This window comes from Pseudomonadota bacterium (assembly GCA_039818985.1).
Lineage (GTDB): Bacteria > Pseudomonadota > Alphaproteobacteria > Sphingomonadales > Sphingomonadaceae > Alterisphingorhabdus.
In genome coordinates this window covers 1,875,063-1,889,201 of the sequence record JBCBSU010000001.1, presented here as the reverse complement: position 1 = coordinate 1,889,201, position 14,139 = coordinate 1,875,063, and the positions used below count along the sequence as shown (strand labels likewise).

Below are 14,139 nucleotides of genomic sequence, written 5' to 3'. Positions count from 1 at the left end.
GCGGGAACGACATCAGAATATCGACGCATCGGACAAGATGCGCGCATCAGCCATGAAGGGACGACCATGGGGGAAAATCAACGCAAATCACGCGCCACTGACGGCATTCGCATCGACGCGGCGCTGGTCCGCGAGCTGGCGGAACTGCTGGGCGAGACCGATCTGAGCGAGATCGAGGTCGAGGATGGTGACCGCAAGATTCGCGTGGCGCGGACGCTGTCCGTCGCCCCGGCTGCCGCTGCTGTTGCGGTTCCAGCCCCGGCACCTGTTGCTGCACCGGCCGCCGCCCCGGCAGCTGCGGCTGCCGAGTCACCTGCTGCAGCCGCTGCCGATACCGCCAATGCGTTGAAATCACCAATGGTCGGCACCGCCTATCTGGCTCCGTCCCCCGAAGCCGCTCCGTTCGTCATTGTTGGTGATACAGTCAAGGAAGGCGACAATCTGCTGATTATCGAGGCGATGAAGGTTATGAACCCGATCACCGCCGATCGCGCCGGCACCGTCAAGGCGGTACTGGTCGAAGACGGCCAGCCGGTGGAATTCGAGCAACCGCTCGTCGTCATCGCATAGGGCGGACCGGACGCTATGAGCATCAAGAAGATCCTGATCGCCAATCGTGGCGAAATTGCGCTGCGCATCCACCGTGCGGCGCATGAAATGGGAATCAAGACGGTGGCGGTGCACTCGACCGCCGATGAAATGGCAATGCATGTACGTCTCGCCGATGAAGCGATCTGTATCGGCCCGCCGCCGACCCGCGAGAGCTATCTCAACATTCCGTCAATCATCTCGGCCGCCGAGATCAGCCATGCCGATGCCATCCATCCGGGCTATGGTTTCCTGTCGGAAAACGCCAAATTCGCAGAGATCGTCGAGGCGCATGACATCGCCTGGATCGGCCCCAAGCCCGAGCATATTCACACCATGGGTGACAAGGTCGCAGCGAAGAAGACCGCTGGCGCACTGGGCCTGCCGCTGGTGCCGGGGTCGGACGGTGCGCTGGAATCACCCGAAGAGGCGAGGAAGCTGGCTGCCGACATTGGCTATCCGGTGCTGATCAAGGCGGCATCGGGCGGCGGCGGCCGCGGCATGCAGGTGGTGGAGAGCGAAGACCAGCTTGAGGGCCTGATGCAGCAGGCATCGACCGAAGCGGCGGCAGCCTTTGGCGACCCGACCGTCTATATGGAGAAATATCTTGGTAATCCGCGGCATATCGAATTTCAGGTGTTCGGGGATGGCAAGGGCAATGCGGTGCATCTGGGCGAACGCGATTGTTCGCTGCAACGGCGGCACCAGAAGGTGCTGGAGGAAGCACCGTCGCCGGTCATTACCGAAAAGCAGCGCGCCGAAATGGGAGACATCATCGTCAAGGCGATGTCCGATATGGGCTATCGCGGCGCCGGTACGATCGAGTTCCTCTACGAAGACGGCCAGTTTTATTTTATCGAGATGAACACACGGCTGCAGGTCGAGCATCCGGTGACGGAGGCGATTACCGGGATCGATCTGGTGCGCGAACAGATATTGATCGCCGCCGGTGAACCGCTCAGCTTTACCCAGGATGAGGTGGAGCTGCACGGCCATGCGATTGAATGCCGTATCAATGCCGAAGACCCGAGGACCTTTGCGCCATCACCCGGCAAGGTCACCGGCTATCATCCGCCCGGCGGCATGCATGTGCGGGTCGATAGCGGTTTGTATCACGGCTATTCGGTGCCGCCCTATTATGACAGCATGATCTCCAAGCTGATCGTCTATGGCAAGACCCGCGAGAAATGTATGATGCGGTTGCGCCGGTCACTGGAAGAATATGTCATCGAGGGGATGAAGACCACTATTCCGCTGCACCAGGCGCTGCTCGACGATCCCGAATTCCAGGCGGGCGAGTACAGCATCAAATGGCTCGAGCAATGGCTTGAGAAAAACAAGGACTGATTAAGCCAGGTGAGAGCCGGCGTTTTGTAATTATCCCGACAACCATTGAGACGGTATCGGGACGAATTATGGCGACCGGTGTAATAACAGTGTAATAACTAATTACTCCAAAGCGACCGCAAAATATTTTTGCTGTAATCTCGCTCTAAATCGGCACTATTCTGCCATCTCTCAAAAGATATAATGTTACATTGTGTCGAAATCACTCTGTAATCACATAAGTTCATTTGTCGACTCATGTAAAATCATGTATATGATTCGCATAATAAAGAGTACTGACAATAGTATAGCAGTAAATCACCCTGATTTACTGAAACGGGAGGATATTGCCTTATGACCCTGTTTTCATCCTTTGAAATTCTCGCAGAAAACCTCGTTCCCAATGGAGTTCTTCCGCCTACTGCCGCCAACCCTTTTGCGCTGCAGGGTTATTTTGTGCAGATTTCGCTCGTTCCCGGTGCATCGGCCACGCAGTTCAACATTGTTTTCGACGAGACGACGCAATTCAATTCAGGCATGGGGCGCAACGGAGTATTTGCACAATATATCGATGCCAATGGTAATGTGAACATTGTGCCCGGCTCGACATTTTTCGGCTCGACCAGCATCGGTTTTCTGTACCAGACAATCAATGCCGGTGAGACGCTTATTTATGGCGTCCAGGCCATTTCGCCACCGACAGCCACAGAGCAGGATGTTGCGATTCCGCAGGGCGGGACCGGCTGGCGTGGCACGGTGCAAATCGCGCCAACCAATCCCGGTTCGCTGATCGCCACGCCGACCCACCGTCTGGTCTATTATAATGGCGATGACATCACCACTGACTCGGTCATCGATGCCGTGGTCTATTCGGTGCCGACCTTTACGGGCGCGACCAAGGTCTGAGCTATGACCAGCCAGACATTCACCGCCTTCTGGCTCGGCTATGTACCGTCCGGGCCAGGGGCTGCACCGGCGCTGTCGGCAACGCCGGACTATATCGATACGCTGGTCCTGGCCTTTGCCAATCTGTTCCCCGATAACACCACCTGTACCGGCTATTTGCAGAAGTCGCACAGCGAGGATTATTTGCGGGCAGGTATTGCCTCGATCCGGGAGTCATCTCCGGACACCAGGATATTGTTGTCGCTGATTGGCACGCCCATACCGCCGGTCGGATGGAATACCGGGATTACCGACCCGGCGGCCTTCGGGTCATGGTGCGCCAATCTGGCCCATGACTGGGATCTGGACGGGTTCGATATCGATAATGAGGACGATAACAGTTTCCCGGGGCAGCAATTTTGCGATGCGGTGATCGGCATGCGCACAGCCATGCCGGACAAGATATTGACGCTCGATACTTATATCTTCGATCGCGACAAGGAAGTAATCAAGCAGCTCGCGCCCCACCTCACCAGCATCAACACCATGGCCTACTTCAAGGACTTGGAGGACATGCAGACACTGGTAAACCAATATGCGTCAGTCATAGAGCCGGGCAAGATCTCCATCGGTGTCAAGGCGGACAAGGTGGGGCCGATTACCCAGGGCACCTCGGTGGAGGAGACCAAGGCGCTATGCACCTGGGAACCCGATGCCGGTACGAAGAAGGGTATGATGCTGTGGAATCTCAGCAGCGATATCGAAAGCGTGACCGGCAAGCCCGATGGTACCTGGACCCGCACCATCCATGAGAATCTGCCATGAGCGGCGCGGTGGTCAGTGATGCGGTGCTGATGACGCTCGCGGGTATCGCCTATGGCGCGCCCGATGATATTGCCGACTATATTGCGAGGGCCGAACCGACATCAGATGGATGGTCGGTGGCCTGGCTGGCAGTGCCTGCCGATCCCCCGGTCAACTTCGCCTATATGGCGGTCAATGGGGATGGCAGCGCGGCGGTCATCGCCATTCGCGGCACCTATCCCAATCCCTTTTCCCCGGCCTATTGGGATGATGGCGATCAGGACAGTCCGTTTGGCGACATGGTGAACTGGCCCGGGGCGTCAGGTGCGAAAATTGCCGGTGGTACCAATACCGGTTTCACCAACATCATGGCGTTGCAGGATAGTGGCGGCAATGATCTGGCCCAGGCAGTGGCGGCGCTGCCCGAGACGACGCAGGTCATCGTCACCGGGCACAGCCTGGGTGGCACATTGGCTCCAGTGGTGGCGCTCAAACTGGCTGAGCTTATGCCACAGCGCTCCATTGCGTCCACCAGCTTTGCCGGGATGACGCCGGGCAATCGGCAATTCGCCGCCCTGTTCAGCAGCGATAGTGCCGCCGGTGTCGTTGCCCGGCGGGTGTATAACACGCTCGACACGGTGTCCTATGGCTGGAACAAGGTCTGGGCGACGCATGATTTCTACCAGCCCGAACCGCAGGGCGGGCTGGTGGTCAAGGGCCTGTTGCTGGCGACCGAGGCGCGGCTAAAGGCAGGAAAATATGGCTATGCTGCGATTGGCGACCCGGTTCCGCTCAAAGGGGCGGTGAAACCGCCGACCATTGGCTGCGATCTGGTCGCCTATGTCATAGAGAATCTGCACCAGCACATGCCCGACACCTATCTTGCGCTGCTTGGCGCGCCGCCTTTGCCCTTCTCGATCCTGTTCGGTACCATAGTGGCATCGCGTGAGCCGGACACTGCGGCGGTGTCTCCCGATCACCACCTGCCGGTGGTGCATATTGCGGGTGCGTCCTAGCGACCGGATTATTGTGACGGGGTCATAGCTGACCGAGCAGTTTCTGTGCCCGCAGGCGCCAGGCATCTGCGAGCTTCGGATGATGGGCCAGCGCTTCGATCGCATCGGGTTCCTGCTTGTGGTCACCGGCGATAAGCAGCGCAAAAACCCGCCGGATACTCCAGGCAATATCGCCACGTTCGACCCGCATCAGCGCGTCATCGGGGGCGACATGTCCTTCCTCGATCACCCGGGCATAGAGACCGCAACGGCCGCTGTTGACAATCGCCGCCATGATACTGTCCCTGCCTTTGCGCTGGAAGCGATGATCGAGTTTCCAGCAGGGCTGGCGCCCATGGCTGATCTCGATCAGCGCCTCGCCGATGCGGAATCGGTCGCCAATATGGGTGACGTCCTCGGTCAGCCCCTGTGTTGCAATATTTTCGCCAAAGGCATTGGGCTGCTGTAGCAGCGGATGATCCCCCAGCCGTTCGCGCCACCATGGGTAATGATCCTGGTCATAGAGATGCACTGCCTTGTCCACGCCGCCATGATGCAGCGGGTCTGCGACCTCGTCATCGGCAAAGCCCATGGCGGTCAGCATTTGCGGTTCGCTGACCGGCGCCTTGGCGATGGCGCTCAGCGTGCCATCGGCACGGAACGGAACAGCTTTACCGATATTGAGACTGATGATTGTAAAATTCGTAGTCATTCCACCCATGATCATAGAAATAGGCTATCAGTGGGGAAGGAGCAATGCATCTCGAATCATTCATTTTAGATGCTATGAACATGAACAGATAGCAACGTTACGGTTCAGCAAAAGGTCACCGCCCGGATGCTAGCACACCGTTAACAGTCGGCGCTAACCCGCCGCTCCGCAACGGGAGACTGATGATGAAACATCTTCGCATTGCTGCGCTACTGGCGGCAACATTTCTTTCACCGCTGATGGCCGGACAGGCCGTGGCAGCGAGTAACGGCAGTACGACCCAGGCGGCACAGGTGCCCACATCGGCGCTTGCCGCGCCATCGCCCATAGGCATGGTGATGCTCGATAATCAGGACCGGCGCGAGTTGCAGCGCCGCGGTCGCGGTGGTGGTGCAAGGTCACGCGGTGGTCGTGGCGGGCGGGCCAGTGCCCGTGGTGGGCGAGGCGGCCGGGCGACGGCACGCGGCGGTCGTGGCGGCCGCGCAACCAGCCGTGCACGCGGCGGCAACCGGCAATTCCGTCAGTCGCGCCGCGATTTTCGCGGAGCACAGCGCGACTTCCGCGGTTCTCGCCGCGATTTCAACCGGACACGCCGTGCAGAGGGAGCCGGGTCACCGGGCACGCGCGCGGCACGACGTGATGTGCGCCGCTCTGCGCGCGATGTTCGCCGTGCCGGGCGTGACGTCCGGCGTGAAGGCAGGCGTGCGGATGGTGCGGTAGGTCGTACACGCGATTTCCGTCGCGGTGGACGACAGGATCGCCGCGGCGCCGGTGTACCGCGTCGCTTCCGTGACGGGGTCGATATCGGTGATTTCCGGGCTGATCGCCGCGGTCGTGGCTTCCGCGATGGCCGCAGGGGCTTTCGCGGTGATCGCGGCGCGCGCGGCAATGGCCGGGCATTTAATCGCGGTCGCAACTTCCAGCGTGGCAGGGACTTTCAGCGTCGGCGCGATTTTCGCGCGGGCCGCCAGTTCCAGCGTGGTCGCAATTTCGGTCGCGGCGGTCGTGCCTGGAATCGCCGCGGATGGCGGGCCAATCCGCGCTTCAACTGGCGCGCGCATCGACGGCTGAACCGCGGTCTTTTCCGCGCCGGCTTCTATCGGCCACCGATCTTCGGCTTTGGCTATCGCCGCGTTGGCATCGGCTTCTTCCTGGGGGCACCATTCTTCGCCCAGCAATTCTGGATCAACGACCCTTGGGCGTTCCGCCTGCCACCGCCGCTCTTCGGTCAGCGCTGGGTGCGCTATTTCGACGATATGCTGCTCGTCGATATTCGCACCGGTCAGGTCATCGATGTGATACCCAATTTCTACTTCTAGATCTTCATACCGTTAGATTGCCAACCCCTTCTGGCATTCTCACTCGCCCTCCAGCTCAAGGCTGGGGGGTGCTTTGTGTTTCCCCGTCAGAGATACTCTCTTCGCCTGTCTCCGATGATGCGGCGGGCTGCTCCTGCTGGCGTGCGCGTTCCAGACGTGCTGCCTCGCGTGCCTGTGCAGCATATTCGGGGTCATAATCGGGCAGCTTGGAAAAATCGACCATCGGCGGCATAGCCCTGGGGCAGGGCGGAATAAGGCACATTCCGCCGACAGTGGCCTTGCCCTTGAAGATACCGGCTCCAGCGACATCGGGCGCCGGTGGCGGGCCGCCCAGCGCTGCGCGGCTGGTGGTTGAGGGCGGCACCCGATAGGCGGCGCCATCATCGAGCTGGGCGCAGACGGTCACCACATCGCCATCATCCGATGACACGCATCGGGGTGCTGGTTTCACTGCCCTTGTCCGTAATCGTCCGCGTTCGAGAACCTGTTCCACCGACAGTAGCGGTTTGTCCTGGCTTTTGATCGGAACGGTAGCTTCCGACTCTGCTTCATCGTCTTCCGGCCCGACCGACTGTGCATAAGTTGGAGGTGCAACAGATGCAGCCAGAAATACTATGAGCTCTGCAGAGAAAGCATAAGGTAATAAATGCCTTATCATCGACAGGGGCGATGCTTTGGCAATGGATATCCTGTGTCATCCACCGCAGAAAATGGCATTGGTTACCCTCGCTTCTCGACAAGCGTGACAAGCTTACCTATGGGGCGATGACGGCAGCATTAAGGCGCTGCAAAAGCCGCTGCAAAGGCGGTGTCCAAGTGGGAGGGATCAGGCATGACGGACATTGTGGCACAGGCCGAATCAGAGCATCTGAGCCGGGTGCTGGTGCTGGAGATGGTGCGTGTCACCGAGGCAGCGGCGGTGGCCGCATCGAAGCTGATCGGACGTGGCGATGAGAAAGCTGCCGATGCCGCTGCGGTCGAGGCGATGCGCGCGGCGCTGAACAAGCTCTATATCGATGGCACGGTGGTGATTGGCGAGGGTGAACGCGATGAGGCGCCGATGCTCTATATCGGCGAGAAGGTTGGCCTGCAGACCAACAAGGCACCAAAGATCGACATTGCGCTCGATCCGCTCGAAGGCACCACCATCACCGCCAAGGCCGGGCCCAATGCACTCGCGGTGCTGGCCATTGCCGAGCATGGCAATCTGCTCAATGCCCCTGATGTTTATATGCAGAAGCTGGCCATAGGTCCGGGCTATTCGGAAGGCATTATCAATCTTGATGCCAGCCCCAGTGACAATGTCCGCGCGGTGGCGAAAGAAAAGGGCGTCGAGCCGGGTGATATCAATGTCTGCGTTCTCGACCGTCCGCGTCACAGCGCGCTGATATCCGAATTGCGGGCGCTGGGCTGCGGCATCATGCTGATCCCCGATGGCGATGTCGCCGGGGTGATCGCTACCACCAATGAAGACACCACCATCGACATGTATATGGGCGAGGGTGGCGCGCCGGAAGGCGTGCTGGCGGCGGCCGCGTTGCGCTGCGTCGGCGGCCAGTTTCAGGGTCGGCTGTTGTTCCGCAATGATGATGAACGCGCCCGTGCGCGCAAATGGGGCATTGAGGATCTCGACCGCGTCTATACGCTTGACGATCTTGCCAGCGGCGACTGTATCTTCGCAGCCACCGGCGTCACCGATGGTTCATTGCTCGACGGCGTCAAGCGGCTGCGTAGCGGCGTGATGACCACCGAGAGCGTAGTGATGCGCGCATCCAGCGGCACTGTCCGCTGGGTGAAGGGTGAGCATCGGGTATAAAGCATTCGCCCCTGGCGGTCAGAACACGCCCATGGCAAGGCCGTTGGCCAGCGCTGCGCCGATATCCCGAGCTGTGGCCAGCGTTTCGGGTGGCACCGTCTTGGGCGCGAGTATTTCCTCCGCCGTTTGCGCTCGGGTGTTGACGATCATGCTGTCGGTTACCCGTTTGAGGCGCCAGCCTGTGGCGATGCGTTCAAGCTGTTTCAGCGCATTCTCACCATCCGATCCGGCGGCGATCATCGCTGCATAGGGGCGCCCCTCGATCCTGCCGAGCAGCGGGTAATAATGGCTGTCGAAAAATTCCTTCATGCCACCGGCAATTGCGGCGAGGTTCTCCGGGCAGGCAAAGATATAGCCATCGGCGTTGCGCATCAGTTCGGCATTGGCCTGTCCTGCCTCGACCAGATGCGTGGTGACATCACCCGCGCCCAGGGCACCCTCATAAGCCGCTTTCGCCAGCGCCCGTGCGGTGCCGGTGCGGCTGAACCAGATGATTGCGAGAGAGTGAGGCAAGAGCGCTTTCCTGTGTTCATCTGCCGTTGTCTGACCCTAGGCTAAATCGCTTGTCGATGACAATGTTCAGAGGCATAAACCCTCCCATGCAAAGCGTTTTCCAGCTTCCCCGCTTCACTATCATTTCGATGCTCCTGGTGTTCATTCTATCGGGCTGCGTCGCCTTTTCCGCAGAGCGCTGGGAAAGCTATGCCGGTGGCGAACTGTGCGCGGTGCAGCCAACATTTTCCAATGCCGAGAAACAGGCGCTTCCGATATTTTTTGTCACTACCAGCCTGCCCGATTGCCGCCGTCAGCCCTATGCCATGACCATTCAGCGTGGCGATCGCATACGCTATGGCCGCGTGCATGGTAGTGGTACCAGCGAAAAGCCGCAGCCGCCGGAATTTCTGTTCCAGGCACATAATAGCTGGCAGCAGGATATTGCCGATGCCGCCACGCTCTCGAGCGGCAAGATTGTTGTCTATATCCACGGCTATAACAATGATTTTGCCGACACAGCGGTTCAGTCCGAGCAGATCCGCTATCATACAGGCTTTGCCGGCCCGGTTATCGGCTATAACTGGCCCAGCCATCACAAGTTTCTGCGCTACGCCGTCGATGAAGTGAACCGCGTGTGGGACCAGCCATATTTCACCGCCGCACTGTTGGAGCTGGCGGCTATGCCGCAGATCAGCGAGATTGTCCTGGTCGCTCATAGCATGGGTGCGCGCGGTGCCATCGCCGCGACCCATATGATCGATCGCGGGCATCCGCATTATGCGCATAAGCTCAGGAATATCATTCTTGCATCACCCGATGTCGATCGCCAAATTTTCGAGCGTGAGGCCCGTGATCTGCTACTGACCGAGGCAAAAGTTGCGCAAGGACGGCGTATCACTGTCTTTGCCTCTGACAATGACCGTGCCGTGGCTGCGTCACGCTTTCTGCATGGCTATGACCGGCTGGGCGTGACCCGCTGTATCGACCCTCTGGCGACACCCCCCTGCTATGCCCGACCGCTGCGCAATGGCAAACCGATAGCCGGGCTGACCATTATCGATACCAGCGCCGTCAGTGGCGGCTTTATCGGCCATATGGATTTTCTCGACAGCAAGGCAGGACGCGAGTTTTTCTGCGCGGCCTTGCTTTCCGACGCGACGATGATGCCGCGCGCCTATACTATCATCGAGGCGACTGAGGCTAACGCGCCAGGGACTTGCGCCGAAACCGCTATGATGCAGCTATGAGTGATTTCGAGACATTATTGGACGACGTTCGCGCCTGCCGGATATGCCCTGACCTGCCGCTTGGGCCGCAACCGCTGCTCCAGGCGTCGCCAAAGGCGCGAATTCTGATTGCCGGGCAGGCACCGGGGCGCAAAACACATATCGCCGCCAAGCCCTTTGACGATGCCAGCGGCAGGCGGCTGCGTGACTGGCTCGGCGTCAGCAACGCGCAATTCTATGATCCCGGGCTGTTTGCCATTCTGCCCATGGCATTTTGTTTCCCCGGTTCAGGAAAATCGGGCGATGCACCACCGCCGCCCATCTGTTCCGAGACATGGCGCGCCCCGTTGCTCGGCGGTCTGCCCGATATCCGTTTGACCATCATCCTCGGACGTTATGCCATAGGCTATCATTTGCCCGATGACAGCAAGGCACCGATCGACCAACTGTCGAAGCGCTGGCTTGACCGGGGTGGTGATTGCCTGATGCTGCCGCATCCCAGCCCGCGCAACAATATCTGGCTGGCGCGCCATCCCTGGTTTGATGCGGAACTGTTGCCCCGCCTGCGAGAGCAGGTCGCAAAGCTGATCGATTGTGGATGAGTCACGCTTTTCGCTTCGCCTGCGCCAATGTTGATGGCACTGTACCCATATGAGTGAAGCTCTGGACGACAGAATAGAGGATTATGCCCTCGGCATCCGCCAGTCCTGCTCCGGCCAGCCCTGGCGCTGGCGCGGCGCACAGGCCGATTATCGTGAAGGGCTGAAACCCGATGATCTGGTGACGCAGTTGCTACTTACCCGGGGCGTGACGCGCGATGAGGTGGCGCGTCATCGCCAGCCGACATTGCGCAGCTTCATGCCCGACCCGTCGATCTTTCGCGATATGGATCGTGCCGCCGAACGACTGGCCGAAGCGGTGATCGCCGGTGAGACGGTCACCATCTTTGGAGACTATGATGTCGATGGCGCGACCAGTTCGGCGCTGCTCATCCTGCTGTTGCGCGAATTGGGACTGGAAGCGGGCGCCTATATCCCGGACCGGTTGATGGAGGGCTATGGCCCTTCGGGCGAGGCGCTGGTCAAGCTGGCAGGACAGGGCTCGACGCTGATCGTCACTGTCGATTGTGGTGCTATGGCGTTTGACGCGCTGAGCATGGCGCATCAGGCCGGGGTGGATGTGATGGTCGTCGATCATCATAAATGCGCGCCCGAGCTGCCGCACTGTTTCGCGCTGGTGAATCCCAATCGTCAGGATGAGGATGATGAGGCAGCATCACACGGCCATCTGGCGGCTGTGGGCATGGCATTTCTGCTTGGTGCTGCGCTGGTGCGGACATTGCGCGAGCGCGGTTATTTCGAGGGGCGCGATGAGCCCGAGCTGATGGCACTGCTCGATCTGGTGGCGCTCGGCACCGTCGCCGATGTGGCGCAGCTTAAGGGGCTTAACCGCGCCTTTGTTGCCCAGGGCCTCAAGGTCATGGCGCGGCGGCGCAATATCGGCATGGACGCCCTGATCCGCGCCAGCCGGTTGACCCGCGATCCCGCCTGTTCCGATCTAGGCTTTGCCCTGGGCCCGCGCATCAACGCTGGCGGCAGGGTGGGGCGCTCTGATCTTGGCGTACGCTTGCTGACAACATGTGATGTGCACGAAGCCGAGACTATTGCCGCCGAACTCAACCAGCTCAATGAGGAACGCCGCGCCATCGAGGCAGCGGTGCAGGAAGAGGCCGAGGCACAGCTCGAGGTGCAGGCGGACAGGGCCTTGGTGGTTGTTTCCGGGCGGGGCTGGCATCCGGGTGTCATCGGCATTGTTGCCGGGCGGTTGAAAGAACGCACCGGGCGGCCAACCATCGTCATCGCGCTGGATGAAGACGGTATCGGCAAGGGTTCGGGGCGGTCGATCAGCGGTGTCGATCTCGGCGCGGCGATTATCGCAGCACGCGATCAGGATCTGCTGGTTGCCGGTGGCGGCCATGCCATGGCGGCTGGGCTGACCATCAATGCGGACGCTATAGACGCTTTCCGCGATTTTCTCTGCGATCGACTGGAACGCGATGTCGGGCAATCCCGCGCCGACCGGGCCTTGCTGGTCGATGGGGTGTTCGCGCCGGGCGGGCTGACGACCGATCTGGTCGAGCAGATGGACGGGGCTGGGCCCTATGGCATGGGCTGGCCGGGGCCACGCGTTGTTATCGGTCCGGCGCGGCTGATCAAGGTGGATATTGTCGGCACTGACCATGTCCGTGCCATTGTCGCCGGCGATGACGGAAAGTCGGTCAAGGCGATTGCGTTCAGAAGCGCCGATACGCCGCTGGGGCAGGTGCTGCTGAGCACGCGCCGGGACCAGCGGATATGGCTGGCGGGGCGGGCCAAGATCGACGAATGGAATGGCCGAAGCAGCGCTGAACTGATTATCGATGATGCGGCGCTGAAATAGCACAGCTGGGAGGAGCGACCATGTTCAGCCATGTCACATTGGGCACGAACGACTTTGCCAGGGCCGAACCCTTTTACGATGCGATCATGGAGGTGTTGGGGCATAGCGAATTGATGCGCAGCGATTCCGGCAAGGCCTATGGCGAGCCGACCGGAGCCAAGATCTTTATCGGCCCGGCCTTTGACGGCCAGCCTGCGACGCATGGTAATGGCACGCATATCGCTTTCATCGTTCCGTCCCGGGATCAGGTTGATCGTTTTCATGCCGCAGCATTGGCGTATGGCGGTAGCGATGAAGGCGCACCGGGCCTGCGCGCCTATTATCACCCCAACTATTATGGCGCCTATGTGCGTGATCCTGATGGCAACAAGCTGCAGGCGGTGTGCCACAGCAGCAAGGGGTAGAAGCGGCACTGAATATTTTTGCACCGTGCCAAATCCGCACTTGACCGCATCGCATCAAATCCCTAATTGCGGCAACTCGCTGCCACGGCATGCATGTGGCCCCTTCGTCTAGCGGTTAGGACGCGGCCCTTTCACGGCTGAAACACGGGTTCGATTCCCGTAGGGGTCACCACCTTTTCTGCGATTTCAATCCCATATGAATGCAGATGAGCTCTTATGATATAGCCACAGCGATCCGGCTCTTATCGAACAGCAATCAAGCGCTAGTCCCTTATATTGTGTGATCCCGCTCTCTATTCGATGGTAAATAGAGAGAGCAGACCTGCTGTACAGACCGCGAGCAGGCTCAACGGGATTGAGGGTTCCCCAGCTGCTGCAAGAAACAACGCTACAAGTCCGGCAACACCGAAAACAAGAGGGCGGCGAGCTGCCAGAAAAGTCTCAAGGATCCAGCTTGTGTTTCGAAGTTTACGCGACGGCCTGCCGGGAGCGGCGCTGTCAACGTCTTTTCCGTCTAAGACATTGGCAGAGACGAAGCCTTTCAATTCGCGGGTCAGCAGGTTGTCGTCATCAGCTGGCATTATTCTCTCCCTCGACAAGCAGGTTTTTCGCACGTATGCGCGCACGGCGGATATGACTTTTGATTGTTCCAACAGGTCTACCGGTTATCTTTGCAGCCTCACCATGGGAAAACCCATAGGCATCGCAAAGGATAAGAGCGGCGCGTTCTTCTTCAGATAGCATGGATATCGCCCGTGCTATGTCGATATGCTCTTCATTCATATTCGGGTTTAAGTCGGATTCATCATGTTGATTATCCACTAAGGTCTTTATGGCCCGTTGCCGTATTTCAGCGCGGCGGAGTGCTTGCAAATGCTCGCGATAACCAATTGTGAATAGCCAGGTACGGAATGACGCTTCTCCTCTGAACTGACCAATTTTCAGAAGCGCGGTGAGAAAGCTCTGCTGCATGATGTCATTAACGCGCGCGCCATCTGCGCCGAGAGAGAGCAAATACCCCTGCATGGTCCCGTGGTGGCGACGGAACAACTCGCCAAAGGCATCACGGTCACCGGTTGCCTTGAGCAACGCTACCAGCGCCTTGTCATCAAGTTTGCGCACCAGCGGTG

Annotated in this window: 16 protein-coding genes and 1 tRNA gene; 12 read left to right on the top strand and 5 right to left on the bottom strand. The window is 59.5% G+C overall.

Translation table 11 applies throughout. The annotated features are described in order from the left end of the window. Positions 1-66: 66 nt before the first annotated feature. The 5 genes from accB (at position 67) to AAFX04_09075 (ending at position 4,619) form a co-directional block, all read left to right on the top strand. Positions 67-570: an acetyl-CoA carboxylase biotin carboxyl carrier protein gene (accB, locus tag AAFX04_09095; protein MEO1045580.1), complete on the top strand. Its 504-nt coding sequence runs from the start codon at positions 67-69 to the stop codon at positions 568-570. A 15-nt stretch (positions 571-585) separates the two neighbouring features. Beyond that, complete coding sequence (gene accC / locus AAFX04_09090; GenBank protein ID MEO1045579.1) at positions 586-1,935, top strand: acetyl-CoA carboxylase biotin carboxylase subunit; 1,350 nt, start codon at positions 586-588, stop codon at positions 1,933-1,935. Between the two features lie 333 nt (positions 1,936-2,268). Next, complete coding sequence (locus AAFX04_09085) at positions 2,269-2,820, top strand: hypothetical protein (GenBank protein MEO1045578.1); 552 nt, start codon at positions 2,269-2,271, stop codon at positions 2,818-2,820. Positions 2,821-2,823: 3 nt separating this feature from the next. Beyond that, positions 2,824-3,624: a glycosyl hydrolase family 18 protein gene (locus tag AAFX04_09080; GenBank protein MEO1045577.1), complete on the top strand. Its 801-nt coding sequence runs from the start codon at positions 2,824-2,826 to the stop codon at positions 3,622-3,624. Then, on the top strand, positions 3,621-4,619 hold the full coding sequence (locus AAFX04_09075; GenBank protein ID MEO1045576.1) for a lipase: 999 nt from the start codon (positions 3,621-3,623) through the stop codon (positions 4,617-4,619). The genes AAFX04_09080 and AAFX04_09075 overlap by 4 nt, the downstream gene beginning before the upstream one ends. 22 nt (positions 4,620-4,641) lie before the next feature. Here AAFX04_09075 and AAFX04_09070 read toward each other — a convergent pair whose 3' ends face one another. Beyond that, positions 4,642-5,310 (bottom strand): MOSC domain-containing protein, encoded by a 669-nt coding sequence (locus AAFX04_09070; GenBank protein MEO1045575.1) that lies wholly within the window; start codon positions 5,308-5,310, stop codon positions 4,642-4,644. Positions 5,311-5,492: 182 nt separating this feature from the next. Here AAFX04_09070 and AAFX04_09065 point away from each other — a divergent pair, with 182 nt between their 5' ends. Next, positions 5,493-6,629, top strand: a complete 1,137-nt coding sequence (locus AAFX04_09065) for an RcnB family protein (GenBank protein MEO1045574.1) — start codon at positions 5,493-5,495, stop codon at positions 6,627-6,629. A gap of 55 nt (positions 6,630-6,684) precedes the next feature. Here the strand turns inward: AAFX04_09065 and AAFX04_09060 are convergent, their stop codons facing one another. Further along, entirely contained in the window at positions 6,685-7,080 is a 396-nt protein-coding gene (locus tag AAFX04_09060; protein ID MEO1045573.1) for a hypothetical protein, read from the bottom strand. A gap of 381 nt (positions 7,081-7,461) precedes the next feature. Here AAFX04_09060 and glpX point away from each other — a divergent pair, with 381 nt between their 5' ends. After that, on the top strand, positions 7,462-8,445 hold the full coding sequence (gene glpX / locus AAFX04_09055; protein ID MEO1045572.1) for a class II fructose-bisphosphatase: 984 nt from the start codon (positions 7,462-7,464) through the stop codon (positions 8,443-8,445). Between the two features lie 18 nt (positions 8,446-8,463). Here the strand turns inward: glpX and AAFX04_09050 are convergent, their stop codons facing one another. Further along, positions 8,464-8,958 carry an NAD(P)H-dependent oxidoreductase gene (locus AAFX04_09050; protein MEO1045571.1) on the bottom strand — a complete coding sequence of 165 codons (495 nt, stop codon included), beginning with the start codon at positions 8,956-8,958 and terminating at the stop codon, positions 8,464-8,466. A gap of 86 nt (positions 8,959-9,044) precedes the next feature. On the opposite strand from AAFX04_09050, the gene AAFX04_09045 reads away from it, so the two are divergent. The 5 genes from AAFX04_09045 (at position 9,045) to AAFX04_09025 (ending at position 13,181) form a co-directional block, all read left to right on the top strand. Further along, entirely contained in the window at positions 9,045-10,187 is a 1,143-nt protein-coding gene (locus tag AAFX04_09045; protein ID MEO1045570.1) for an alpha/beta hydrolase, read from the top strand. Continuing rightward, positions 10,184-10,768: a uracil-DNA glycosylase family protein gene (locus AAFX04_09040; protein MEO1045569.1), complete on the top strand. Its 585-nt coding sequence runs from the start codon at positions 10,184-10,186 to the stop codon at positions 10,766-10,768. Before AAFX04_09045 ends, AAFX04_09040 begins: the two co-directional genes overlap by 4 nt. Before the next feature lie 49 nt (positions 10,769-10,817). After that, complete coding sequence (gene recJ / locus AAFX04_09035; GenBank protein ID MEO1045568.1) at positions 10,818-12,605, top strand: single-stranded-DNA-specific exonuclease RecJ; 1,788 nt, start codon at positions 10,818-10,820, stop codon at positions 12,603-12,605. A 20-nt stretch (positions 12,606-12,625) separates the two neighbouring features. Then, a complete protein-coding gene (locus AAFX04_09030) occupies positions 12,626-13,009 on the top strand; it encodes a VOC family protein (GenBank protein MEO1045567.1) in 384 nt (127 codons plus the stop codon). A gap of 97 nt (positions 13,010-13,106) precedes the next feature. Next, positions 13,107-13,181: transfer RNA gene (locus AAFX04_09025), tRNA-Glu, on the top strand. A gap of 121 nt (positions 13,182-13,302) precedes the next feature. Here the strand turns inward: AAFX04_09025 and AAFX04_09020 are convergent. Next, positions 13,303-13,590: a hypothetical protein gene (locus AAFX04_09020; protein MEO1045566.1), complete on the bottom strand. Its 288-nt coding sequence runs from the start codon at positions 13,588-13,590 to the stop codon at positions 13,303-13,305. Next, on the bottom strand, positions 13,580-14,131 hold the full coding sequence (locus tag AAFX04_09015) for a sigma-70 family RNA polymerase sigma factor (protein ID MEO1045565.1): 552 nt from the start codon (positions 14,129-14,131) through the stop codon (positions 13,580-13,582). The genes AAFX04_09020 and AAFX04_09015 overlap by 11 nt, the downstream gene beginning before the upstream one ends. Positions 14,132-14,139 lie beyond the last annotated feature (8 nt).

Bases quoted from the DNA above. Each gene is read 5' to 3' on its own strand.
- accB (MEO1045580.1), top strand. From the start codon at position 67: ATGGGGGAAAATCAACGCAAATCACGCGCCACTGACGGCATTCGCATC.
- accC (MEO1045579.1), top strand. From the start codon at position 586: ATGAGCATCAAGAAGATCCTGATCGCCAATCGTGGCGAAATTGCGCTG.
- AAFX04_09085 (MEO1045578.1), top strand. From the start codon at position 2,269: ATGACCCTGTTTTCATCCTTTGAAATTCTCGCAGAAAACCTCGTTCCC.
- AAFX04_09080 (MEO1045577.1), top strand. From the start codon at position 2,824: ATGACCAGCCAGACATTCACCGCCTTCTGGCTCGGCTATGTACCGTCC.
- AAFX04_09075 (MEO1045576.1), top strand. From the start codon at position 3,621: ATGAGCGGCGCGGTGGTCAGTGATGCGGTGCTGATGACGCTCGCGGGT.
- AAFX04_09070 (MEO1045575.1), bottom strand. From the start codon at position 5,310: ATGACTACGAATTTTACAATCATCAGTCTCAATATCGGTAAAGCTGTT.
- AAFX04_09065 (MEO1045574.1), top strand. From the start codon at position 5,493: ATGATGAAACATCTTCGCATTGCTGCGCTACTGGCGGCAACATTTCTT.
- glpX (MEO1045572.1), top strand. From the start codon at position 7,462: ATGACGGACATTGTGGCACAGGCCGAATCAGAGCATCTGAGCCGGGTG.
- AAFX04_09045 (MEO1045570.1), top strand. From the start codon at position 9,045: ATGCAAAGCGTTTTCCAGCTTCCCCGCTTCACTATCATTTCGATGCTC.
- AAFX04_09040 (MEO1045569.1), top strand. From the start codon at position 10,184: ATGAGTGATTTCGAGACATTATTGGACGACGTTCGCGCCTGCCGGATA.
- recJ (MEO1045568.1), top strand. From the start codon at position 10,818: ATGAGTGAAGCTCTGGACGACAGAATAGAGGATTATGCCCTCGGCATC.
- AAFX04_09030 (MEO1045567.1), top strand. From the start codon at position 12,626: ATGTTCAGCCATGTCACATTGGGCACGAACGACTTTGCCAGGGCCGAA.
- AAFX04_09020 (MEO1045566.1), bottom strand. From the start codon at position 13,590: ATGCCAGCTGATGACGACAACCTGCTGACCCGCGAATTGAAAGGCTTC.